Origin of the sequence: Aeromonas sp. R10-1 (assembly GCF_040908465.1) — a bacterium.
GTDB lineage: Bacteria > Pseudomonadota > Gammaproteobacteria > Enterobacterales > Aeromonadaceae > Aeromonas > Aeromonas caviae.
This window is the reverse complement of sequence record NZ_JBFODT010000039.1, coordinates 225,408-248,875: the sequence shown is the minus strand read 5'-3', so window position 1 is coordinate 248,875 and position 23,468 is coordinate 225,408. Positions and strand designations below refer to the sequence as shown.

At 61.7% G+C, this 23,468-nt stretch carries 19 protein-coding genes; 4 read left to right on the top strand and 15 right to left on the bottom strand.

What is annotated here, in order from left to right; translation table 11 throughout:
- Nucleotides 1-168: 168 nt before the first annotated feature.
- The 5 genes from eno to rlmD form a co-directional block, all read right to left on the bottom strand.
- Nucleotides 169-1,470, bottom strand: coding sequence for a phosphopyruvate hydratase (gene eno / locus AB5Y93_RS20710; protein ID WP_005335583.1), 1,302 nt, complete (start codon nucleotides 1,468-1,470; stop codon nucleotides 169-171).
- A gap of 89 nt (nucleotides 1,471-1,559) precedes the next feature.
- Nucleotides 1,560-3,197: a glutamine hydrolyzing CTP synthase gene (pyrG, locus tag AB5Y93_RS20705; RefSeq protein WP_039041042.1), complete on the bottom strand. Its 1,638-nt coding sequence runs from the start codon at nucleotides 3,195-3,197 to the stop codon at nucleotides 1,560-1,562.
- A 141-nt stretch (nucleotides 3,198-3,338) separates the two neighbouring features.
- Nucleotides 3,339-4,136, bottom strand: a complete 798-nt coding sequence (gene mazG / locus AB5Y93_RS20700; RefSeq protein ID WP_213320120.1) for a nucleoside triphosphate pyrophosphohydrolase — start codon at nucleotides 4,134-4,136, stop codon at nucleotides 3,339-3,341.
- A 171-nt stretch (nucleotides 4,137-4,307) separates the two neighbouring features.
- Nucleotides 4,308-6,518, bottom strand: a complete 2,211-nt coding sequence (gene relA, locus AB5Y93_RS20695; RefSeq protein WP_010675631.1) for a GTP diphosphokinase — start codon at nucleotides 6,516-6,518, stop codon at nucleotides 4,308-4,310.
- A gap of 349 nt (nucleotides 6,519-6,867) precedes the next feature.
- Nucleotides 6,868-8,190, bottom strand: coding sequence for a 23S rRNA (uracil(1939)-C(5))-methyltransferase RlmD (gene rlmD / locus AB5Y93_RS20690; RefSeq protein WP_316286534.1), 1,323 nt, complete (start codon nucleotides 8,188-8,190; stop codon nucleotides 6,868-6,870).
- A gap of 269 nt (nucleotides 8,191-8,459) precedes the next feature.
- Between rlmD and barA the strand changes: the two genes are divergently transcribed.
- From barA to AB5Y93_RS20675, 3 genes are all read left to right on the top strand, one after another.
- Entirely contained in the window at nucleotides 8,460-11,180 is a 2,721-nt protein-coding gene (gene barA, locus AB5Y93_RS20685) for a two-component sensor histidine kinase BarA (protein ID WP_368230360.1), read from the top strand.
- Nucleotides 11,181-11,244: 64 nt separating this feature from the next.
- Nucleotides 11,245-11,730 carry a DUF1456 family protein gene (locus tag AB5Y93_RS20680; protein ID WP_010675634.1) on the top strand — a complete coding sequence of 162 codons (486 nt, stop codon included), beginning with the start codon at nucleotides 11,245-11,247 and terminating at the stop codon, nucleotides 11,728-11,730.
- Nucleotides 11,731-11,762: 32 nt separating this feature from the next.
- The gene (locus tag AB5Y93_RS20675) at nucleotides 11,763-12,650 is read left to right on the top strand and encodes an N-acetylmuramoyl-L-alanine amidase (RefSeq protein ID WP_346199060.1); all 888 of its coding nucleotides are present in this window, start codon (nucleotides 11,763-11,765) and stop codon (nucleotides 12,648-12,650) included.
- A 141-nt stretch (nucleotides 12,651-12,791) separates the two neighbouring features.
- Here AB5Y93_RS20675 and pdxJ read toward each other — a convergent pair whose 3' ends face one another.
- From pdxJ to rpoE, 10 genes are all read right to left on the bottom strand, one after another.
- Entirely contained in the window at nucleotides 12,792-13,529 is a 738-nt protein-coding gene (gene pdxJ, locus AB5Y93_RS20670) for a pyridoxine 5'-phosphate synthase (protein WP_010675636.1), read from the bottom strand.
- A gap of 157 nt (nucleotides 13,530-13,686) precedes the next feature.
- Complete coding sequence (gene recO / locus AB5Y93_RS20665) at nucleotides 13,687-14,397, bottom strand: DNA repair protein RecO (RefSeq protein ID WP_039040537.1); 711 nt, start codon at nucleotides 14,395-14,397, stop codon at nucleotides 13,687-13,689.
- On the bottom strand, nucleotides 14,398-15,297 hold the full coding sequence (gene era / locus AB5Y93_RS20660) for a GTPase Era (RefSeq protein WP_041211854.1): 900 nt from the start codon (nucleotides 15,295-15,297) through the stop codon (nucleotides 14,398-14,400).
- Between the two features lie 61 nt (nucleotides 15,298-15,358).
- The gene (rnc, locus tag AB5Y93_RS20655) at nucleotides 15,359-16,030 is read right to left on the bottom strand and encodes a ribonuclease III (RefSeq protein WP_010675639.1); all 672 of its coding nucleotides are present in this window, start codon (nucleotides 16,028-16,030) and stop codon (nucleotides 15,359-15,361) included.
- On the bottom strand, nucleotides 16,031-16,954 hold the full coding sequence (gene lepB / locus AB5Y93_RS20650) for a signal peptidase I (RefSeq protein WP_010675640.1): 924 nt from the start codon (nucleotides 16,952-16,954) through the stop codon (nucleotides 16,031-16,033).
- Nucleotides 16,955-16,957: 3 nt separating this feature from the next.
- Entirely contained in the window at nucleotides 16,958-18,751 is a 1,794-nt protein-coding gene (gene lepA / locus AB5Y93_RS20645; RefSeq protein ID WP_010675641.1) for a translation elongation factor 4, read from the bottom strand.
- A gap of 159 nt (nucleotides 18,752-18,910) precedes the next feature.
- Entirely contained in the window at nucleotides 18,911-19,372 is a 462-nt protein-coding gene (locus AB5Y93_RS20640; RefSeq protein ID WP_039040538.1) for a SoxR reducing system RseC family protein, read from the bottom strand.
- 90 nt (nucleotides 19,373-19,462) lie between these two features.
- Entirely contained in the window at nucleotides 19,463-20,443 is a 981-nt protein-coding gene (locus AB5Y93_RS20635; protein WP_010675643.1) for a MucB/RseB C-terminal domain-containing protein, read from the bottom strand.
- Between the two features lie 21 nt (nucleotides 20,444-20,464).
- Nucleotides 20,465-21,052, bottom strand: a complete 588-nt coding sequence (locus AB5Y93_RS20630) for a sigma-E factor negative regulatory protein (RefSeq protein ID WP_041211670.1) — start codon at nucleotides 21,050-21,052, stop codon at nucleotides 20,465-20,467.
- A 22-nt stretch (nucleotides 21,053-21,074) separates the two neighbouring features.
- The gene (rpoE, locus tag AB5Y93_RS20625; RefSeq protein WP_010675645.1) at nucleotides 21,075-21,656 is read right to left on the bottom strand and encodes an RNA polymerase sigma factor RpoE; all 582 of its coding nucleotides are present in this window, start codon (nucleotides 21,654-21,656) and stop codon (nucleotides 21,075-21,077) included.
- A gap of 181 nt (nucleotides 21,657-21,837) precedes the next feature.
- Between rpoE and nadB the strand changes: the two genes are divergently transcribed.
- Nucleotides 21,838-23,445 carry an L-aspartate oxidase gene (nadB, locus tag AB5Y93_RS20620; protein ID WP_048208412.1) on the top strand — a complete coding sequence of 536 codons (1,608 nt, stop codon included), beginning with the start codon at nucleotides 21,838-21,840 and terminating at the stop codon, nucleotides 23,443-23,445.
- The last annotated feature ends 23 nt before the right edge of the window (nucleotides 23,446-23,468 follow it).

Sequence of the window (23,468 nt, the reverse complement as noted above, 5' to 3'; positions counted from 1 at the left end):
CTCCTTCAAGCGGCCTAGTTTCCCATATTCACAGGCAAGACAAAAGAAAGCCTGTGTGCCGGATGGGTTGGTCGGAATAAAAAATGCAGGTCGCACACGCCCATAAGCGCAGAACGAAAAAGCCCCGCCAGGTGGCGGGGCTTTGTGAAGCATGAACGCAGGCGAAAATTAAGCCTGGTTCTTCACTTCTTTCAGACCACGGAACGGAGCCTTGGCACCCAGGGCTTCTTCGATACGGATCAGCTGGTTGTACTTGGCAACACGGTCAGAACGGCTCATGGAACCGGTCTTGATCTGGCCAGCAGCGGTACCCACAGCCAGGTCGGCGATGGTCGCGTCTTCGGTCTCACCGGAGCGGTGGGAGATGACGGCAGTGTAGCCAGCGTCTTTGGCCATCTTGATGGCAGCCAGAGTTTCGGTCAGGGAACCGATCTGGTTGAACTTGATCAGGATGGAGTTGGCGATGCCGTTGTCGATACCGCGCTTCAGGATCTTGGTGTTGGTTACGAACAGGTCGTCACCAACGATCTGGATTTTCTTGCCCAGTTCAGCAGTCTGGTAGGCGAAACCTTCCCAGTCAGATTCGTCCAGGCCATCTTCGATGGAGACGATCGGGAACTTGGTGGTCAGGTCAGCCAGGAAGTCGGAGAAACCGTTGGAGGTGAAGACACGACCTTCGCCCTTCAGGTTGTACTCTTTCTTCTCTGCGTCGTAGAACTCGGAAGCAGCGCAGTCCATAGCCAGGGTGATGTCGGTGCCCAGTTTGTAACCGGCAGCGGCAACGGCTTCAGCGATAACTTCCAGCGCTTCGGCGTTGGATTTCAGGTTCGGAGCGAAACCACCTTCGTCACCGACGGCAGTGTTGTAGCCCTTGGACTTCAGCACTTTGGCCAGGTTGTGGAACACTTCTGCGCCCATGCGAACGGCTTCTTTCAGGGTCTTGGCGCCAACCGGCTGGATCATGAACTCCTGGATGTCGACGTTGTTGTCGGCGTGCTCACCACCGTTGATGATGTTCATCATGGGCAGCGGCATGGAGTAGACACCCGGGGTGCCATTCAGCTCGGCGATGTGGGCGTACAGCGGCATGCCTTTGGCAGCAGCGGCAGCTTTGGCGTTGGCCAGGGAAACAGCCAGGATGGCGTTGGCGCCGAACTTGGATTTGTTCTCGGTACCGTCGAGGTCGATCATGATCTGGTCGACAGTGGCCTGGTCCTTGGCATCTTTACCCAGCAGAGCCTGAGCGATCGGGCCGTTGACGGCTTCGATGGCTTTCAGCACGCCTTTACCCAGGAAACGGCTCTTGTCGCCGTCACGCAGTTCCAGCGCTTCGCGGGAACCGGTGGACGCGCCAGACGGAGCGGCTGCCATACCAACAAAACCACCTTCCAGGTGAACTTCGGCCTCAACGGTCGGGTTACCACGGGAGTCGATGATTTCACGACCGATCACTTTAACGATCTTGGACATGTGTATTTCCTCAGGTTTCGTAAAAAAACAACAAAAATATGCCAAAAAAAGCGGCTGTGGCACAGAGCCCCAACCGCATTTATTTTCAATTACTTCAAATTACGCTTCTGATACTCGCCCGCCGCCTTCACAAAACCGGCGAACAGGGCGTGGCCATCACGGGGAGTCGAGGTGAACTCCGGGTGGAACTGCGCGGCCACGAACCAGGGGTGATCCGGGATCTCGATGATTTCCACCAGTTTTTTGTCGGCGGAGAGACCGGTCACCTTCAGACCTGCCGCTTCAATCTGTGGCAGCAGCTTGTTGTTCACTTCATAACGGTGACGGTGGCGCTCGTAAATGGTCGGGCTGCCGTACATCTGACGCACCTTGGAATCTTCCACCAGGTGGCAGAGCTGGGAACCCAGACGCATGGTGCCACCCAGATCGGACTTCTCGGTCCGGGTCTCGACGTTGCCTTCGTCATCCACCCACTCGGTGATGAGACCGACCACGGGGTAAGGGCTGTCTTTCTTGAACTCGGAGGAGTGAGCCCCTTCCATGCCCGCCACGTTGCGGGCGTATTCGATCAAGGCAACCTGCATGCCCAGACAGATACCGAGGTACGGGATCTTGTTCTCGCGGGCATATTTGGCGGCCAGGATCTTGCCTTCCACGCCGCGTTCGCCGAAGCCACCCGGTACCAGGATCGCATCCAGACCTTCCAGCAGCTCGGCGCCACGGGTCTCGATGTCCTGGGAGTCGATGTACTTGATGTTGACGGAGAGACGGGTCTTCAGGCCACCGTGCTTGAGTGCTTCGTTGACGGACTTGTAGGCATCCGGCAGGGAGACATACTTGCCCACCATACCGATGGTGACTTCGGCAGTCGGGTTGGCCTCTTCATAGATGACCTGTTCCCACTCGGCCAGGTCGGCTTCTTTGCACTCGATGCCGAAGCGCTCGGTGATGTAGCCGTCCAGACCCTGGGATTTCAGCAGCGCCGGGATTTTGTAGATGGAGTCGACATCCTTCATAGAGATGACGGCGCGCTCGGGCACATTGCAGAACAGGGCGATCTTGGCACGCTCGTTGGCCGGAATGGCGCGGTCGGAGCGGCAGATCAGCACATCCGGCTGGATACCGATGGAGAGCAGCTCCTTCACAGAGTGCTGGGTCGGCTTGGTCTTCACCTCGCCGGCGGCGGCCAGGTAAGGAACCAGGGTCAGGTGCATGAACATGGCATTGTTGCGACCCACGATGGCCGCCAGCTGACGAATGGCTTCAAGGAACGGCAGGGACTCGATGTCGCCCACGGTACCGCCCACTTCGACGATGGCAACCTGATGACCTTCGGCACCGGCAATCACCCGCTCCTTGATGGCGTTGGTGATGTGCGGGATCACCTGGATGGTGGCGCCCAGATAGTCACCACGACGCTCCTTGCGCAGCACGTCTGCATAGATGCGGCCGGTGGTGAAGTTGTTGCGGCGGGTCATCTTGGTGCGGATGAAACGCTCGTAGTGGCCCAAATCCAGATCGGTTTCGGCCCCGTCCTCGGTTACGAACACTTCACCATGCTGGGTCGGGCTCATGGTGCCCGGATCCACGTTGATGTACGGGTCCAGTTTCATGATGGTCACATCCAGACCACGGGCTTCCAGAATGGCTGCCAGAGAAGCTGCGGCAATGCCTTTGCCGAGGGATGAAACAACGCCACCAGTCACAAAAATATATTTGGTCGTCATGCTGAACCTGAAAGAAGTTTAGGGAATTTTAAGGGGTGCTTCGGGGATGAAGCAGGACGGGGAAACAGTATACCAAAACCCCCACTCCCAAACAATGAACAAAAATCTATCAGGCTCCCCGCCGCCCCGTCTTGCGCCAAATCAACTTTGCTCGGTTTCCTTGGCCTTGTTCCAGGCCTCGTCCAGCTTCTCCAGGGAGCAATCCGTCATTTTCAGACCTTCTGCGGCAATAAAGTGTTCAACCTGACGAAAACGACGCTCAAACTTGGTGTTGGCAGCCCGCAGCACCTGCTCGGGATCCTTGCCCAGATGGCGCACCAGGTTGACGGTGGCAAACAAGAGATCGCCGAGCTCGTCGCTCACCCGAGTCTCGTCCACGTCTACCATCAGCGCCTCTTCCATCACCTCCTCGATCTCCTCGTGGATCTTGTCCACCACGGGCCCCAGGGTCTTCCAGTCAAAACCGACGGTGGCGCAGCGCTTCTGGATCTTGGCTGCCCGGGTCAGGGCAGGCAGGGAGAGGGGGATATCGTCCAGCACGCTCTCCTTGTCGAGCGCCGCACGCTCTTTCGCCTTTTCCGCCTCCCAGTTCGCTTTGACCGCCTGCTCGTCACCGAGATCGGCATCGGAGAAAACATGGGGGTGGCGGCGAATGAGCTTCTCGCTCACGGTATCGACGATGTCGGCAAAGTCGAACAATCCCTGCTCCTTGCCGAGCTGGGCATAGAACACGACCTGGAACAGCAGATCACCGAGCTCCCCCTTCAGCCCTTGCCAATCTTCGCTCTCGATGGCATCCGCCACCTCGTAGGCCTCCTCCAGGGTGTGCGGCACTATGGTCTGGAAGCTCTGCTTGAGATCCCAGGGACAGCCCCCGTTCGGGTCACGCAATCTAGCCATGATGTCGAGCAGTTGGGGAAGGTCGTAGCGTTGGGACATGGGCAACTCACTTTCGATTCGGTAAATGGGGTTCATGAATATCCGCTCACGCCACTGCTCCACATGATGTGGAGCCATGGCGGCCGGAGATGGGGCGCGTGATATCCGTCTTCAATGCTCTGCAAGGAGGGAGAAAATGCAGACCGGCCACTGGGGCCGGTCGGTTGAGCATTACAGCCGCTTGGCGCTGATCACGTCGTTGAGCTGACTGAGCTTGGCCAACGCCCGGTTGAAGGCGTTGATGTTGTAAATCTCCAGCTCCATGTCTATTTCGGCGGTCTGCTCGCGCACGTTGGAGCGCGAACGCACTCCCATCACGTTGATCTTCTCGTTGGCGAGCACGGTGGTGATGTCGCGCAGCAGGCCGGATCTGTCGTTGGAGAGAATGCGGATGGTGAGACCGTAACCGCCGGAGTAGTTCTCCCCCCAGACCGCATCGATCAGGCGCTCCGGGTTGCGACGCGACAGCTCCTTGAGCTGCTCGCAATCCTCCCGGTGGATGGAAACCCCCCGTCCCATGGTGATGAAGCCCTGGATGGCGTCCCCCGGGATGGGCTGGCAACAGCGGGCGATGTGAGTCATCAGGTTGCCCACCCCTTCCACCACGATGTGATCCTTGGGTTTGGGGCGGAAGGGCACATTGGCCTTCTGCTCCAGCTTCTCCAGCAGACGGCGATCTTCTTCTTCCGCCGTCGGCTTGTTGTAACGGGTATCCAGATAATTGAGCAGCTGGTTGATGCGGATGTCGCCGCTGCCGATACCGGCCAGCAAATCTTCCAGCTCCTCCGCATGGAAGCGCTCCAGCACTACCTTGTCCACCTTGGAGAGGGTGAGGTTGTGTCTGTCCAGCTCTTTCTCCAGCAGCTCCTTGCCGGCGGCGATGTTCTTGTCCCGGTCCAGCTTTCTGAACCAGGTGGCCACCTTGGCCCGCGCCCGGCTGGAGCGCAGGAAGCCGGCGTTCGGGTTCATCCAGTCGCGGCTCGGGTTCGGCTCCTTCTGGGTGATCACCTCCACCTGATCACCGGTTTGCAGCGTATAGGTGAAGGGCACGATACGACCGTCGATCTTGGTGCCGATGCAGCGGTGACCGATCATGCTGTGCACGTGATAGGCGAAGTCGAGCGGCGTCGCCCCTGCCGGCAGGTCGATGACATCGCCCTTGGGAGTGAAGACATAAACCCTGTCCTCGAACACCTGACTGCGCAGATCGTCCAGCAAGGAGCCGCTCTCCGAGAGGTCCTCCTGCCAGGCGAGGAGTTTGCGCAGCCATTCGATCTTGTCTTCGAAGGTGCTGGTCTTGGCAGCGGCCTGGGCCCCTTCCTTGTAGCGCCAGTGCGCAGCCACACCGAGCTCCGCATCCTGATGCATCTGCTCGGTACGGATCTGGATCTCCACTGTCTTGCCCTCCTCCCCCACCACCACGGTGTGGATGGACTGGTAGCCATTGGGCTTGGGGTTGGCGACATAGTCGTCAAATTCGCGGGGAATATGGTGGAAATGGGTGTGAACGATACCGAGCGCCGCGTAGCAATCCTGCAGCCGCTTGGTGATCACCCGCACCGCGCGCACATCGAACAGCTCGTTGAATTCGAGGTGCTTCTTCTGCATCTTGCGCCAGATGCTGTAGATGTGTTTCGGTCGGCCATAGACCTCGGCCTCGACGCCGGCCTCGGCCAGGGCATCGCGCAGGGACTGCACGAATTCGCGGATGTAGCGCTCGCGGTCGAGCCGTTTCTCGTCCAGTTGCTTGGCGATCTGCTTGTAGGTGTCCGGGTGCAGGTAGCGGAAGGCGAGATCCTCGAGCTCCCACTTGAGCTGACCGATACCGAGGCGGTTCGCAAGGGGAGCATAGATGTTGGTGATCTCCTGGGCCATCAGCACCCGGGTCTCCTCATCCGCCTTCTTCGCCTCACGCAGGCAGGCGATGCGCTCCGCCAGCTTGATGACCACGGCGCGCACGTCCTCGACCATGGCGAGCAGCATGCGGCGCACGTTGTCCACCTGCTCCGGCGAGGTTTCGCTGCGGTGAAGGGTTTGCAGGGAGCGGATGGCCTCCATCTCCAGCACCCCTTCCACCAGCTTGGCGATCTTGGGGCCGAAGTCCTCATTCACCTTTTCCTGGCTGATGAGACCGGCTTCGACGAAGGGATAGAGAATGGCGGCCTTGAGGGTGGCGAGATCCATGCTGAGCATCAGCAGGATGCCCACCATCTCGACCCCGCGCACCAGCAGGCGGTTGGTGAGCGCTTCGTCACCCAGGGTCAGGCAATACTGGTAGACGGTTCGCAACTGATTCTTGTCACTTTCACTCAGGGTAAGGGAACTGACCCACTCATCCAGAGTGAAATTGTCTTTCAAATGAATATCGCGCACCGCAACCATGGTATCAATCCTTAAAAGTGTGGGGTCGAAAGCCGATGCTCTCCTCATCCCCTCATCAACTGATGACTGCCTCAAATGGGGATGCATGAAAGAGTTTTCAAGGCATGTCACCGCGCAAGGTGACAGGGCTCGTCCCCGCATCCGATCCACTATCGACGACCTAGATTACCCTAATCACTCCCGCTCAAACAGCGCTGCCGCCGCTGGAAAACCAAGATAACCGCATTCTGCCCTGCCCGTTGAAGGCAGCGAAAAACACCTGTTTTACCTCACTCTGGCAGCATCATGCACATCGAAAAATCATCACGACCGCATCTTGATTCATCCAGAATAATGCGGTCGCCTCGACTCAGCCCCGTTCGAACAGCGCCATGGACTCCAGATGACCGGTGTGGGGGAACATGTCCAGCATCCCCAGACGGGTCAGCTTGTAGCCCCCCTGCACCAGCACCTGACTGTCACGGGCCAGGGTGACCGGGTTACAGGAAACATAGACCACCCGTTTGGGGGAAAGTGCAGCCACGTGGCTCATCACCTCCAGCGCCCCCGGTCTGGCCGGATCCAGCAGTACCAGATCGAACCCTTCCCGGGCCCAGGACATGCCCACGATGTCGCCGCTCAAGTCCGCCTTGTAGAAGCGGGCGTTGTCGATGCCGTTGCGGCGGGCATTCTCCTGTGCACGCGTCACCATGGCGAGCTCCCCTTCCACCCCCACCACTTCGCGGGCCTGACGGGCCAGCGGCAGGGTGAAGTTGCCGATGCCGCAGAAGAGGTCCAGCACCTTGTCATCCTTGCCCGCGTCGAGCCAGCTCAATGCCTGCTCCACCATGCGCTGGTTGACGGGCCCGTTGACCTGGATGAAGTCGCCGGGAGCGAATGCAAGAGACAGGCCATCCAGCGTGTAACTTGGCTGAGACTGTTGACGCAGAGGTTCGATCTGCTCGTCCGCCGCCTGCAGATAGAGGTCTATCCCCTGGGCGGTGGCAAACTCAGTCAAGTGCGCCCGATCCGCCTCGGTGGGGCGACCGGTGTGGCGCAGCAGCATCAGAATGCCCTGCTCCCCCTGAATGAGTTCCGCATGGCCCAGTTCGCGCTGGCTCTTCAGCCGGTTGAGGCATTCGCGCAGAGGGGCGATAAGGGCGGAGAGGGGCTCGGCCAGCACAGGACAACCGGCAATCTCTACCAGATCGTTCGACTGGCGACGACGAAAGCCCACCCGGGTGCAGCGACCGTTCTTGTCAAACTTGATGGCCAGACGGCAGACCCGGCGGTAGGCGCGAGACTCCCCCGTCAGCGCAGGTGCCAACGCTGGCGCCTGGATGTTGCCAAGGCGCTCGAACAGGCTGACCAGCCCCGCCTCCTTGGCCGCCAGTTGATCTCCCTCTCCCAGGTGCTGGGCACTGCAACCGCCACACTCGCGATAGTGGTCGCAGAAGGGGGCGACCCGGTTGGCCGCCGGGGTCACCACCTGTTGCAGGGCGGCGTGGGCATAGTGCTTCTTGTCGTCGATGATGCGGGCCTTGATGGCCTCGCCGGGCAGCGCCCCTTCGACGAAGATGGCCTTGCCCTGATGACGGCCGATGCCGACACAGTGGTGATCCAGACTGTCTACCGTAAATTCAATACGTTGGGGCTGGGTGGATTTCTTTTGGGGCTTGAAAAACTGGGCCATAAAACTTGGTGCCTATAGGTGGCTATGTCATGATTGTGGAATCTGCGGCAGACCATTGTCCCACAAGAATAATCGTATGACCAAATACGGCCTGAGGGCCCCAGCCGCGGCATCCGCCCCATCGTCCATTCTGACCAAAAGTGGCCCATTGATATGACCGGATACGGCCTGAGACCCCGTACAGCGACATTGACTGTATTGCCTGCCCGACCCCGGTGCCTGCATGCGCCCCGGGTCATGGCTTCTCTTGCGAAAGGCGGGTCGGCGGCATGACCAAGTACGGTCTCAGGGCCCGGGTGCTGGCCTTCACCATCTTGCCGACCCTCATCATCGGCGGCCTCATCGCCGGCTATTTCACCTTCCACCGCTATCAGCAGCTGGAAAACAACCTCATCGATCAGGGCATCAACATCATCGAGCCCCTGGCCATCGCCAGCGAATACGGCATGACACAGCACAGCCGCGAATCCCTCAAGCGGCTGATCGGGCTCACCCATCGCAAAAACTCGCCCTTCATCAAGTCCATCGCCGTCTTCACCCAGGAGAACCAGCTGTTCGTGACGTCCAACTACCACAGGGACTTCAGCCAGCTTCGTCTGCCGGACGGCAGCGTCATCCCGGCCCTGACCAGCGTCTCCGTCAACGGCGATGACATCATACTGCGCACCCCCATCCAGGCAGAGACCAGCCTGGACGGCTTCCCGCTGCCAAGCGATCTGGAGCCGCCGGTCATCGGCTACATTTCCATGCAACTCGCCACGGACAGGGCCATCGTCCTGCAGTACCGCGACGCCTTCTTCGCGGTCATCATCGTGCTCATCGGGCTGGCCATCAGCGCCCTGTTCGGCTTCCGTCTGGTCAAGAGCGTGACCCAGCCCATCACCGACATGGTGCAGGCGGTGCACCGGATCAGGGAGGGGCGACTCGATACCCGGGTCAGCGGTCAGCTCACCGGCGAGCTGGACATGCTCAAGAACGGCATCAACGCCATGGCCAAGGCGCTCTCCGAATATCACGAGGAGATGCAGCAGAACATCGATCAGGCGACATCGGATCTGCGGGAGACCCTCGAGCAGATCGAAATCCAGAACGTCGAGCTCGACATGGCGAAGAAGCGCGCCCAGGAGGCGGCCAGGGTCAAGTCCGAGTTCCTCGCCAACATGTCCCACGAGCTGCGCACCCCGCTCAACGGGGTCATCGGCTTCACCCGCCAACTGCTCAAGACCAGCCTGACCCCGAGCCAAACCGACTACATGCAGACCATCGAGAAGTCGGCGCGCAACCTCCTTGGAATCATCAACGACATCCTCGACTTCTCCAAGCTGGAGGCGGGCAAGCTGCAGCTCGAGCACATCCCCTTCAGCCTGCGGGACACCCTCAACGAGACCATGCACCTGCTGGGGCCGAGCGCCCACGACAAGCAGCTCGAACTCTCCCTCCAGGTGGATGCCGCCGTGCCGGACTACCTCACCGGCGACCCCATGCGCCTGCAGCAGGTGCTCACCAACCTCACCGGCAACGCCATCAAGTTCACCGAGCGCGGCAACGTGGACGTGCGTGTCGAGCAGACCGGGGAATCGAACGGCAACAAGGTGCGCCTGCGGGTGCTGATTCGCGATACCGGCATCGGCATCTCGGAAGAGCAGCAGCGCCAGTTGTTCCAGGCCTTCAACCAGGCAGACTCCTCCATCTCCCGCCGCTATGGGGGCACCGGGCTCGGGCTCGTCATCACCCAGAAGCTGGTGCAGCAGATGGGGGGCCAGATCCGCTTCGAATCCGAACTCGGCAAGGGGTCGGTCTTCTCGTTCCACCTCGATCTGGATGTCTCGCCCCTGCCCCAGAGCGAGCGGCTTCCGCTGGATCGCATCCAGGGCAAGCGGGTCTGGCTGCTGGAGCCGGATCCCTTCACTCACGCCTCCCTGCTCGCCCTGCTGGGAGAGTGGCACCTGGATGTGCACTCCCTGACGGTGGACGAGGAGTGGCCCCCGATGAGCAGCCAAGACATGGTGCTCATCGGCAGCAGCACCCTGCACAGCCCGCAGCAGGTGATTGCCCGTCTCGACGGACTGGACGGCCAGCAGAACACCATAGTGCTGCTCAGCAGCCACGAGCCGGCCCTCTACGACGCCATGCTGGCCCACGGCGCCGTCCACTGCCTCTCCAAGCCCATCAACCATCGCAAGTTGCTGCACGCCCTGCTCTCCCCCGAGGCGGTACGCCGTGCCCCCCTGCCCGCGCCGACGCCGCGCAGCGTGCAGGCGGTCAAGGTGCTGGCGGTGGATGACAACGCCGCCAACCTCAAGCTCATCGCCGCCATGCTCAAGGAGATGGTGACCGTGGTGGTGGTGTGCAAGAACGGCAAGGAGGCGGTCAACCTGGCCCAGAGCCAGCCGTTCGACATCATCTTCATGGATATCCAGATGCCCGTCATGGACGGCATCAGCGCCACCCAGGCGATCCGCCACCACTCCCTCAACACCGAGACCCCCATCGTCGCGGTCACCGCCCATGCCATTCCCGGTGAGCGGGAGCGCCTCATTCGCCAGGGCATGGACGACTACCTGGCCAAACCCATCGACGAGGGGATGCTGGCGCAGCTCATCACCGACTTCGCCCACCGACGGCACCAGAATCACGGGGATCAGCAGATAGACTGGCCCCTTGCCGTGCGTCAAGCCGCTGGCAAGCCAGCCCTCGCCCGGGAGATGCTGACCATGCTGCTGGCCAGCTTCGACGAGGTGGAGCCCATCCTGGCGGCGGCGCTGGAAGGGAGTGCCGACGATGCAGACGTGCTGGCCCAGCTCCACCGCCTCAACGGTGGCTGCGCCTACTCCGGGGTGCCGGGTCTGCAACGCCTGCTCTCCCAGCTCGAGCAGCAGCTGCGCGACGGGGTCGCCGTGAGCGATCTGGAACCCGAATTGCTGGAGCTGCAGGATGCCCTGGAGCAGGTGAGGCAGGAGGCCCCCCGCTACCTGGCCCTGACCGACTGAGGCGCTTTTTCTGACTGGACAGGCGGCAGGTGGTAACATCTGCGCCGTTTCCACAGGAGTCAACATGACCAACAACGATATTCTGCGCCGCCTGCGCTATGCCCTCAGCATCAGTAACGACCAGATGGTCGAGATCTTTGCCAAGGGCAATCTGGCCATCACCCATGCCCAGTTGCACGGCTGGCTGATGAAAGAGGCCGAAGAGGGCGAGGCACAGGAAGCGGGCTTCGCCGCCTGCCCGGACTCGGCACTGAGCCAGTTCCTCGACGGCTTCATCGCCCTGCGCCGCGGTGTGCGGGAAGATGCCCCGCCCCAGGTGATCCCGAACCGGATCAACAACAACCTGATCCTGCGCAAGCTGCGCATCGGCCTCAACTACAAGGAAGAGGAGATGCTGGGCACCCTCAAGCTCGCGAACTTCAACCTCTCCAAGTCCGAGCTGAGCGCCCTGTTCCGCGCCAGGGATCACAAGCACTATCAGGATTGCGGGGATCAGATCCTGCGCAACTTCCTGATTGGCCTCACCGCCAAATACAGGCCCGGGCCCTGATGACCGCCTCCGGCCAGGTGCGAGGCTAGACCATGAGCTGGCGCCGCCTGCTGGCTCCACGCCCGACGAGCGGCGGCGCGTGCCGGTTCGCGGCGCGCTGGCGCTGGTCACTGCCCCTCATCCTGCTGCTCGGCGCCTGCCAGCCTGCGCCCTATCGTCTCAATCAGGAGCATCAGAGCGCCAGCCAGAACGAACGCATCGCCTTTCTCATCCTGCACTACACGGATGAAGAGGATGCCCGCTCCCTGCGCCTGCTGACCGAACCGGAGCACAAGGTGAGCGCCCACTACCTGATCCCCCGCGACACCGACGAGCAACCGTTCCCGGTCTACCAGCTGGTGCCCGACAGCCAGCGGGCCTGGCACGCCGGACGCAGTCGCTGGCATCACTACGCCGGGCTCAACGCCAGTTCGCTCGGTATCGAGATAGTGAATCTCGGGTATGACGAGAAAGACGCGGCCCTGCCCGCCCATCTGAGACACTGGCAACCCTATCCTCCTGCCCAGATCGCCGCCCTCGGCGCCCTCGCCCGGGATCTGGTCGAACGCTACCAGATCCCCCCCACCCAGGTGCTGGCCCACAGCGATGTCGCCCCCGAGCGCAAGCAGGATCCCGGCCCCCGGTTCCCCTGGCGCGAGCTCGCCCTGCGCTACGGTGTCGGCGCCTGGCCCGACGAGGCCCGGGTGGCCGAGCTGCGCCAGACGCAGCTCATCCCCTGGGATGCGCTGCAATGGCAGCAGCAGCTTGCCCGTTACGGCTACGGCCTACCCCAGCACGGCGCCTGGGATGAGCAGAGCCGCGCCGTCCTGCGCGCCTTCCAGCTTCACTTTCGCCCTGCCCTGGTCACCGGCGAGCCGGATGCCGAGTGCCAGGCCATCCTCACCGCCCTGCTGGAGCGCTACTTCCCGGAACCAGGCTGAGGCGCCCCTTCCCTTTCGCCCTCTGCACACGGATGCCCGGCCCCATGCCAGATGAGCACGGGGTTCATCCCGCCCTCCACTCCTGAAAACCACAAGGGACGCCGAAGCGTCCCTTGTGGTTGCGATACCTGCGCAGCGGCATCAGATCCCCTGACGGGCTTCCTGCATCAGCGCACGCATGTCGCTGACCGCCTTGGCCAGACCGTCGAAGGCGGCGCGACCGATGATGGCGTGACCGATGTTGAGCTCATAGAGCTCGGGGATGGCGGCGATAGCCTTGACGTTGTGGTAGTGCAGGCCGTGGCCCGCATTGACCTTCAAGCCCTTGCCAGCGGCGTAGGAAGCACCGGCGGCGATACGCTTGAACTCGGCGTTGCGCTCGGCATCCGTGGTGGCATCGGCGTAGCGGCCGGTGTGGATCTCGATGAAGGGAGCACCGCTCGCGGCGGCCGCATCGATCTGCAGCGGATCCGCATCGATGAAGAGCGACACCTGCGCGCCCACGGCGGCCAGGCGGGTCACAGCATCGGTCACCTTGTCCAGCTGGCCCGCCACGTCCAGGCCACCCTCGGTCGTCACCTCGGTGCGCTTCTCCGGCACCAGGCAGACGAAGTGGGGCTTGATGCGGCAGGCGATGCCGATCATCTCCTCGGTCACCGCCATCTCCAGGTTCATCCTGGTCTGGATGGTCTGGCGCAGGATCTCCACGTCCCGGTCGGTGATGTGGCGGCGATCTTCCCGCAGGTGGACCGTGATGCCATCGGCACCGGCCTGCTCGGCCACGAAGGCGGCCTGTACCGGATCCGGATACTGGGTGCCGCGGGCGTTGCGCAGGGTGGCGATATGGTCGATGTTCACACCCAGGTAGATCTCGCTCATTGCTTACTCCTTGATACAGGTCATCTGTGAATGCCGGAGCGGGTGGTGCCCGCTCCTCTGTCCATGTGCCGCCGCAGGCCGGTTCTGGCCACGGCGACAGCATTATTGTTCATGAAAGGCGATGTCATAAACACAAAACATCACCAGATAATAAAAATCAGCTTGAAACACTGCCTTTTCGCTTCAAAAAGAGCTCCCTGCTCTTCAGTTGACGCTTGCCGAGATAGGGCTGCAGCGCCAGCCGGCTGAAACGCTTGGCCGCCTGCAGCAAGGGAGGCGTGTCGAAACGCCCCTCGGCGAAGGCCAGCAGGTGGGCGCCGAGGAACAGGGTACGGGGATCCGGCGCCCGCTCGCAAGCGACAAAGCCGAGCTCCCGCTCGAAGCCGTAGAGCAGGGTGGGGTCGATGGGGGAGTCGTCGTCCGCGGCATATTCGAAGTCCACCGCGTAGCCCAGGGCCTGCAGCAGCAGGAACTCGAAGCGGCGCAGGGGCAGCTCCGGGGTCTCGCCGTCCGCCAGGGCCATGATGGCACGGGCATAGGCGTCGAACACCTCGGGGAAGGGGGTGTGCGCTTCCAGCAGGTAGTAGACCAGCTCGTTGAGATAGAGGCCGTAGAAGAGACGATCCCCCCCGAGGCGCAACGAGTGATCCGGGCACTCCACCTGGGTGAGGTTCTTGAGATCCCCCTTGCCGCGCCAGGCAATGGTGAGCAGGGTGAAGGGCTGAAGCAGCCCCTTCAGAGAGGAGCGTGGCCCGCGGGAACCGCGAGCCACAAGGGTGAATCGACCGCTATCCTGGGTGAAGACCTCGACCAGCTGGCTGGTCTCCCGATAGGGCCGACTGTGGATGACGAAAGCCGGGGTCAGCAATCAGTCGTCGCCATACCCGAGGCTGCGCAGGGCCCGCTCGTCGTCGGCCCAGCCGGACTTGACCTTGACCCACAGCTCGAGATGCACCTTGTTCTGGAACAGCCGTTCCATGTCGATGCGCGCCTCTGTGCCGATGGTCTTGATCTTCTCGCCCTTGTTGCCGATGACCATCTTTTTCTGGCCTTCGCGCTCCACCAGGATGAGCCCGTGGATGTGGTAGAGACCGGTCTCCTCCACCTTGAAGCGCTCGATCTCCACCGTCACCGAATAGGGCAGCTCCTCGCCGGTGAAGCGCATCAGCTTCTCGCGGATGATCTCGGAGGCCATGAAGCGGGAAGAGCGGTCGGTCACGTAATCTTCCGGGAAGAAGTGGACGTTCTCCGGCAGCAGATCCTTGGCCCACTCGCGGATCTTCTCCACGTTGGTGCCCTTCTCGGCGCTGATGGGCAGGATGTGGGCAAAGTTCATCTGCTGACCCAGCCACTCGAGGTGCGGCAGCAGATCCTCTTTCTCCTTGACGTTGTCGATCTTGTTGACCGCCAGCACCACGGGGCACTTGAGGTGGCGCAGCTTGCCCAGCACCATCTCGTCATCCTTGGTCCAGTGGGTGCCGTCCACCACGAACACCACCATGGCCACGTCCCCCAGGGAACTGGTGGCGGCGCGGTTCATCAGACGGTTGATGGCCCGCTTCTCCTCGATGTGCAGACCCGGGGTATCCACATAGATGGTCTGATGGTTCTCCTCGGTGTCGATCCCCAGGATCCGGTGACGGGTAGTCTGGGGCTTCTTCGAGGTGATGCTGACCTTCTGGCCGAGCAACTTGTTGAGCAGGGTGGACTTGCCCACGTTGGGGCGGCCCACGATGGCGACAAAGCCGCAATAGGTGGTATCTGTCATGACCGCGTTCCCAATGCTGATGGAGTGAAATGAGCGCACAGTGCCGGATCCGTCATGGTGCTCATGACAGCCGTTCCAGTGCTTGCTGCGCCGCGGCCTGTTCGGCCTTGCGGCGGCTGGAGCCGATCCCGACCAGGGGGCCATCCAGCCCATCCACTTCGCACTGGACGGTGAACTCCTGGTTGTGGGCCTCGCCCTTGACGTTGGTCACCGTGTAGGTCGGCAGGGATTTACGGCTGCCCTGCAGGATCTCTTGCAGACGGGTCTTGGGATCCTTCTGTTCGATCCCGGGCTTGATCTCGCCAAGGCGGCTGGCATACCAGCCGAGCAGGAGGCTGCGCACCCGCTCCAAATCCGTGTCCAGATAGATGGCGCCGATCACCGCCTCGACCGTGTCGGCCAGGATGGACTCGCGGCGAAAACCGCCGCTTTTCAGCTCCCCCGGCCCCAGGATCAGGTGATCCCCGAGGTCGAATTCCCGGCCCAGCTCGGCCAGCGTCTTCTCGCGCACCAGGGTGGCGCGCATCCGGCTGAGATCCCCTTCCGCCGCCTGCGGGAAGCGGTGGAAGAGATCATCGGCAATCACCAAACTCAGGATGGAGTCCCCCAGAAATTCCAGGCGCTCGTTGTGACGGGACCCTGCGCTGCGATGGGTCAGTGCCCGGGTCAGCAGCTCAGGATCCTGAAAGACATGCCCGAGACGGGACTGCAGTCTGTTCATCTTGATATTCATTTACTTGATTCCGCCAATGCGGTTGAAGCGCACACCGGTCGGCACCCAGCTCGGCAAGCTGGATCCTTCCTCGCGCTCGAATTCGAAACTGATCCAGATGGCGACCGCCTTGCCCACCAGGTTCTGCTCGGGCACGAAACCCCAGAAACGGCTGTCGGTGCTGTTGTCGCGGTTGTCACCCATCACGAAATAGTGGCCTTCCGGCACCACCCACTCGTCGGGGTAGGTGCCGGGCTGGCGATAGTAGCGGTCCACCAGGTCCGGCATCAGCGGGTTGCGCAAGGTCTCGTGGGAGACATCACCCAGCTGTTCGGTGTAGCGATCCAGCGGGATCCCCATCTGGCTGAACTCGCCGCGCTGCTCGAACTTGACGTCCAGCTTCTGGAAGCCGGGGCACGTTTTCCCTTCCTGCTCATCGCACTTGGGCCGGATCATCAGCTCCTTGTTGCGATAGATGACCCGATCGCCGGGCATGCCGACCACCCGCTTGATGTAGTCCACCCGGGTATCCAGCGGATACTTGAAGACCACCACATCACCGCGCTTCGGCTCACCGGTCTCGAGGAACTTGGTGTTGGTCACCGGGTCCTTGAGGCCGTAGGCAAACTTCTCCACCAGGATGAAGTCGCCCACCAGCAGGGTCGGCATCATGGAGCCGGACGGGATCTGGAATGGCTCGAAGATGAAGGAGCGCAGGATCAGCACCAGCGCGATCACCGGGAAAACCCCGCCGGTCTGTTCGATCCAGACCGGCATGGGGGCCACCTTGGCCAGTGTCTTCTCGTCCACATCCGGACCGGCATTGGCACGGGCGGCGGCAATCTTGGCTGCCCGCTGCTTGGCCCAGACCAGCTTGTCGAGCGTCCAGATGATGCCGGTCAGCAGGGTGACGACGACGAGGATCAGGGAAAAGGTGCTTGCCATCGATTAATCCTTTCCGACGTGGAGAATGGCGAGGAAGGCCTCTTGCGGCACGTCCACACGACCCAGGGACTTCATCCGCTTCTTGCCTTCTTTCTGCTTGTTCAAGAGCTTCTTCTTCCGGCTCACGTCACCACCGTAGCACTTGGCGGTGACGTCTTTACGCAATGCCTTGACGGTGCTGCGGGCGATGATCTGGTTGCCGATGGCGGCCTGAATGGCGATGTCGAACATCTGGCGCGGGATCAGCTCGCGCATCTTCTCCACCACCTGGCGACCGCGATACTGGGCGTTCTCCTTGTGGGTGATGATGGCCAGGGCGTCGACCCGCTCGCCGTTGATCATGATGTCCAGACGGACCATGTCGGAGGTTTCGAAACGCTTGAAGCCGTAGTCCAGGGAGGCGTAGCCGCGACTGGTGGACTTCAGACGGTCGAAGAAGTCGAGCACCACTTCCGCCATCGGGATCTCGTAGGTCAGCGCCACCTGCTTGCCGTGGTAGACCATGTTGGTCTGTACACCGCGCTTCTCGATGCAGAGGGTGATGACGTTGCCCATGTACTCCTGCGGCAGCAGGATGTGACACTCGGCGATGGGCTCGCGCATCTCCTTGATGTTGTTGATGGCGGGCATCTGGGCCGGGCTGTCGATGTGGATGGTGGAGCCATCGTTCAGCTCGATCTCGTAGACCACGGTCGGCGCGGTGGTGATGAGATCCAGATCGTATTCACGCTCCAGACGCTCCTGGATGATCTCCATGTGCAGCATCCCGAGGAAGCCGCAGCGGAAGCCGAAGCCCAGCGCCGTGGAGCTCTCCGGTTCGTAGAACAGGGAGGCATCGTTGAGAGAGAGCTTCTCCAGCGCATCGCGGAAGGACTCGTAGTCATCGCTGGAGATGGGGAACAGGCCCGCATAGACCTGGGGCTTCACCTTCTTGAAGCCGGCCAGCGCCTTCTCGGCACCGTGCTTGGCCAGGGTCAGGGTATCCCCCACTGGCGCACCGTGGATGTCCTTGATGCCGCAGACGACCCAACCTACCTCGCCACAACCCAGGCCGTCGGTGTCCACCTGCTTGGGGGTGAAGATACCGATGCGATCCACACCCCACACCTGGCCGGTGCTCATCACCTTGATCTTGTCGTTCTTCTTCAGGGAACCGTTCTTGATCCGCACGAGCGACACGACCCCGAGATAGGAGTCGAACCAGGAGTCGATGATCAGCGCCTGCAGCGGCGCCTCCGGATCCCCTTCCGGAGACGGGATCTTGGCGACGATCTCTTCCAGCACCAGATCGACACCGAGGCCGGTCTTGGCGGAGCAGCGCACCGCGTCCACCGCGTCGATGCCGACGATGTCCTCGATCTCCTCGGCAACCCGCTCGGGCTCTGCGGCCGGCAGGTCAATCTTGTTCAGCACCGGCACCACTTCCAGATCCATTTCCATGGCGGTGTAGCAGTTGGCCAGAGTCTGTGCCTCAACCCCCTGACCGGCATCCACCACCAGCAGTGCCCCTTCACAGGCAGCCAGGGAGCGAGAAACCTCGTAGGAGAAATCCACGTGGCCCGGGGTGTCGATAAAGTTCAGCTGATAGGTGTTACCGTCTTGTGCCTGGTAGTTCAGGGTCACACTCTGTGCCTTGATGGTAATGCCGCGCTCGCGCTCCAGATCCATGGAGTCCAGCACCTGGGCCTGCATCTCGCGATCGGACAGGCCGCCGCAAGTCTGGATCAGACGGTCCGACAGGGTCGACTTACCGTGGTCGATGTGCGCAATAATCGAAAAGTTACGAATGTGTTTCATCGAGCAAGAATCACTCAAAATTAAGTTAGGGTCGGATATGAGGGCAGGATTTTACTGGATAACCCGGTCGACGGCCAATCTTTAGTCGGCGGGCCCCACAAATAGCGCCTTGTCTGGCGGGCGTTGGGCACCTGGATGCCCTCCGCCAGACCCGGCCCCTCAAGAGAGATGACGGGTATTGAGCACCACCCCGAGCATGCGGGGACCGTATTCCCCCTGCTCGAGCCGGTCAGAAAAGTAACGAACCAGTAAAAATCCGATGGCGCCGCCCAGCAGACAGCAGAGGATGGTCACCCCCTCTCCCGCCGACAAGAGCGGCACCAGCCAGAGCTGGCCGAGCAGGGCGCCCAGCAGCAGACAGAAGAGCGGCAGCACGTACACTAGGGCCGCACCGCGCAGGATGCTGGCCTGAGGGATGCCCAGGCGGATCTGCTGGCCCACCGCCACATCGCCGGTGAGGGCGACCCGCAGCCGCTGCGCCTTCATGGGAAAGGCCTTGGCGACGGTGCCGGTCCCGCAGCTGGATTGTTGGTGGCAACCGCTGCAGGCGGATCGCCGCTCGCACTCCACCCAGGCGTGATTGCCGTCGATGGCCACTACTGTGGCCAGCTCTTCACTCATGTTACTCACCTGATGACTCCTCACAGGGGGCGGTGGATACACCGGATCTCAGCACGGCGGCACCCTCAGGGCAAGTCTCACGGCAAAGACTCACTGCACCGCCTCGTTGCGGGCCAGCGGCTGCACGGCCTCGGCGATGCGCTTGGCGGTTTCGGCGGGCACCTCGCCCACCACGGTGATCTCTACCCCGACCTCGTTGACGAAGCTCACCAGCGAGGTGGCCCCCTGGCGAATCAACTGCTGGCGCACCGCCTGCTTGGGATCGACCCGGGAAACGTAGACGGAGAGATCCACCAGCCCGTCGGAGAGCATCATGTAATCCACCGGCAGACTGGTGCTGACCAGCTGATGCCGATCCTGAGAGAGCACCTTGAAGCCATCGGGCAACCAGGTCAGGTGCCAGTTGAGGGTCTGCTGGGGAGCGGGATAGGCATCTTCCAGCGCCAGCGCATCCGGCAGCTTGCTGCGTGCCAGGGTGACCAGCCAGGGGGCCGGCGCAGATTGCCTGTCCAGATCCACCCCCAGCACCTGCTCCACCAGATTGCCCTCTCGATCCACCATGTCCACCCGCAGCAGCAGATGGCTCTGTTCGTCAATCCAGAGCACGAAGCCGTACTTGTCCGCCTCCTTGGGCACCAGCCGTACCACTTGTGCCACCAGGCCGGCCACCCGACTGCGGCCCGCCAGCACGGGGTCATAACTCTCCATCACCCGGGGCAGCGGCATCCTCACCAGGCTCGACCAGACCCCGGGGAAACGCGCCCCCTTGAGGGTGTAGGGTTCATGGGTGTTTTCGAAGAAGGTGTATTCGTTCTGCCGTTGCAGGAACTCCACGGCCTTGCCGTCGAGATAGCTCAAGTGAGCCACCTCCTTGCCATCGATGATCCCGTGGCTGAAACGGATAGGCTCGAGGCGCCCCTGGCGGGCCTTGACCATGGACAATTCGAAGTTTTGTTGCGAAACGGCACTCTGCATCTGCTGCAACAAGGCCTCGGCCGACAGATCGTCGGCCGAGGCCTTGGCACAAATCAACAGGAGAGAGGCCAGCAGGATACGGCTGGACTGGCGCACGATCTGATCCCTAAAAATGCGTTATTCCTGAATCTGCTTGTCTTGCAGCAGACGCTGTTGCAGTTGATGGTCGCGCAGGAAGGCATTGATGCGCTCGCGCTGCTCCTGCATCTGCTGCTCGCTCAGACCTTGCTGACGCACACCGGTCCGGCTGCCATCCTGGGGATAGTGCACGCTCACCGGCGCAGCACTGCCACCCACGGGTATGGTATTGAGCACCGGACTGGTCGGTACACCATCCTTGCCCTGGTACTGCTGCACGCCGAAGATGACGGCGGCAGCCACGGAAGCGGCAATGGCATACTGCCCCACTTGCTGGCCAAAGCGGCGAACGAAGGGGATCACCTTGCCGGCGGGCTGCACCTGGGGCGCAGCAGGCTGTGCCGGCTTGGGCGCCAGTATGGCGGGTTCATCCTCCAGCGCCAGCATGATGCTGTCGCTGAGATCCAGTTGCAGATTGACCGGCAGGTCACCCCGCATGGCATCACCGATCAGATGGTAACGCGACCAGGTATCCTGCAGAGCGGGATCCGTTCCCAGCTCGTTCAGTACCTCGATTTCGCTGAGGTCGCCATCCATCAGGGCTGAAAGTTGCTCTTTATTTGCCATAAGTTTGCCTGTCTTTCCCCAGTTAATGCTCGATCAGAGGTTGCAGCTTTTTATCGATTGCTTCCCTCGCCCGGAAGATGCGGGATCTCACCGTACCCACCGGACAATCCATGATCTCCGCAATCTCTTCGTAGCTCAGCCCTTCCATTTCACGAAGGGTGATCGCCGTTCTCAAATCTTCTGGCAAGGCTTCTATGGCGGTAAACACGGTACGCTTGATCTCGTCGGTCAGCGCCAGGTTTTCCGGGGTGGCCACCTCTTGCAGGGCTTCACCACCACCATAATATTCAGCCTCGTCCGCTTCAACATCACTGCTGGGCGGTCTGCGCCCCTGTGACGTCAGGTAGTTTTTGGCCGTGTTGACGGCAATCCGGTACAACCAGGTGTAAAACGCGCTCTCGCCACGGAATGTCGGCAACGCACGGTAGGCCTTGATGAAGGCCTCCTGCGCCACATCCGGTACATCGCCCGGATTGTTGACATACCTGGCCACCAGGTTGACCACCTTGTGCTGGTACTTGCGTACCAACAGGTTGAATGCATTTTTATCGCCACGCTGGACCCGTTCAACCAGCTGTTCGTCCAGTAGATTCTGGTCGCTCATCAGAGCCGTAAAACCCCCATCAGGTTATCGTTTTTCTTTTCCGGCCCCTTCTAAGCGCACAAGTTCAGACAGGAGGAATCAGGGAAAGTTCGCTTGCATTGAAAAAAATGTGATGCGGGCTGCATCACAACCCCCCTTGGGCTACCATGGGGCCAGTTCTTAATCCAGGCCAATGATACTTATGAAAGCAAGTGTTGAATACCTTTGCGACGTACTCATCATTGGCAGCGGTGCCGCCGGTCTGTCCCTCGCGTTGCGATTGGCAGACCAGGCCAAAGTCCTGGTTCTGAGCAAGGGGCCCATCAGTGAGGGGGCCACTCTCTATGCGCAAGGAGGCATCGCTGCCGTGTTCGACGAGACCGACAGCATCGAATCCCACGTGAGCGACACGCTCAACGCCGGCGCCGGGTTGTGCGACCCGGCGGTGGTGGAGTTCACCGCCCGCAACGCCCGCGACTCCATCCAGTGGCTCATTCAGCAAGGGGTCCCCTTCGATCAGGAAGAGGATGCCGAGGGGGAATCCCACTATCACCTGACCCGGGAAGGGGGCCACAGCCATCGCCGCATCTTCCACGCGGCCGATGCCACCGGCAAGGCGGTGCAGCTCACCCTGATCGACCAGGTGCGCGCCCACCCCAACATCCAGCTGATGGAGCGCTTCAACGCGGTCGATCTCATCACCACCCGCAAGCTGGGTCTGCCGGGCAACAAGGTACTGGGAGCCTATGTCTGGAATCGCAACGCCGAGCAGGTCGAGGTGATCCGCGCCCGCTTCGTGGCGCTGGCCACCGGCGGGGCCTCCAAGGTGTACCAGTACACCTCCAACCCCGATGTGAGCTCCGGCGACGGCATTGCCATGGCGTGGCGCGCCGGCTGCCGGGTGGCGAACCTGGAGTTCAACCAGTTCCACCCCACCAGCCTGTTCCACCCGGACGACCCCAACTTCCTGCTGACCGAGGCGCTGCGCGGCGAGGGGGCCTACCTGCGCCGTCCCGACGGCAGCCGCTTCATGCCGGAGTTTGACGAGCGGGCCGAGCTGGCCCCGCGGGACATCGTCGCCCGCGCCATCGACCACGAGATGAAGCGCCTCGGGGCGGATTGCATGTATCTGGACATCAGCCACAAGCCGGCGGATTTCATCATCAAGCACTTCCCGACCATTTATGAGCGCTGCCTCGCGGTCGGTATCGACATCACCAAGGAGGCGATGCCCATCGTCCCGGCGGCCCACTACACCTGTGGCGGCGTGATGATCGACAACAACGGCCAGACCGACATCCCCGGCCTCTATGCCATCGGCGAGGTGACCTATACCGGGTTGCACGGCGCCAATCGCATGGCCTCCAACTCCCTGCTCGAATGCGTGGTCTATGCCCACCAGGCGGGAGCCGACATCCTGGCCAAGCTGCCCACCAGCGTGGCGCCCCCCAGCCTGCCGGCCTGGGACGAGAGCCAGGTGGATGACTCGGACGAGCAGGTGGTGATCCAGCACAACTGGCACGAGCTGCGGCTGATGATGTGGGACTACGTGGGCATAGTGCGCACCAACAAGCGCCTGGCCCGGGCCAAGCGTCGCATCGATCTGCTCAAGCAGGAGGTGCAGGAGTACTACGCCAACTTCCGGGTCTCCAACAACCTGCTGGAGCTGCGCAACCTGTTGCAGGTGGCCGAGCTCATCGTCAACTGCGCCCTGGAGCGCAAGGAGTCTCGCGGTTTGCACTACAACCTGGATTATCCGGACATGCAGCCGGACTCCAAGCCGACCGTGCTGACCCCGGATCGGGAATGACGCCGGATCAGGAATAAGGCCGT